This is a genomic window from Vibrio sp. 10N.222.49.C9, from assembly GCF_041474985.1.
GTDB classification, from domain to species: domain Bacteria; phylum Pseudomonadota; class Gammaproteobacteria; order Enterobacterales; family Vibrionaceae; genus Vibrio; species Vibrio crassostreae_C.
Map to the genome: position 1 here is coordinate 1 of NZ_JBFRVD010001416.1, position 246 is coordinate 246.

Annotated in this window: 1 pseudogene; it reads left to right on the plus strand. The window is 49.6% G+C overall.

What is annotated here, in order from left to right:
• Positions 1-246 (plus strand): annotated as a pseudogene (locus AB4585_RS28555) (phenylalanine--tRNA ligase subunit alpha); the annotation flags it as partial.

The window sequence follows — 246 nt, forward strand, 5'->3', positions numbered from 1 at the left end:
AAGGCGCAGTTCAGCAAGCTATTGCTGCTCGCAAAGACGGCCTGCAAAAAGCAGAGCTAGAAGCGAAGCTAGCGGCTGAAACTATCGATGTGACCCTACCAGGTCGTCGCATTGAAAACGGTGGTCTGCACCCAGTTACTCGTACAATCGAGCGTATGGAACAGTTCTTTGGTGAGCTTGGTTTTGCAACAGAATCAGGCCCTGAAATCGAAGATGCATTCCATAACTTCGATGCGCTGAACATTG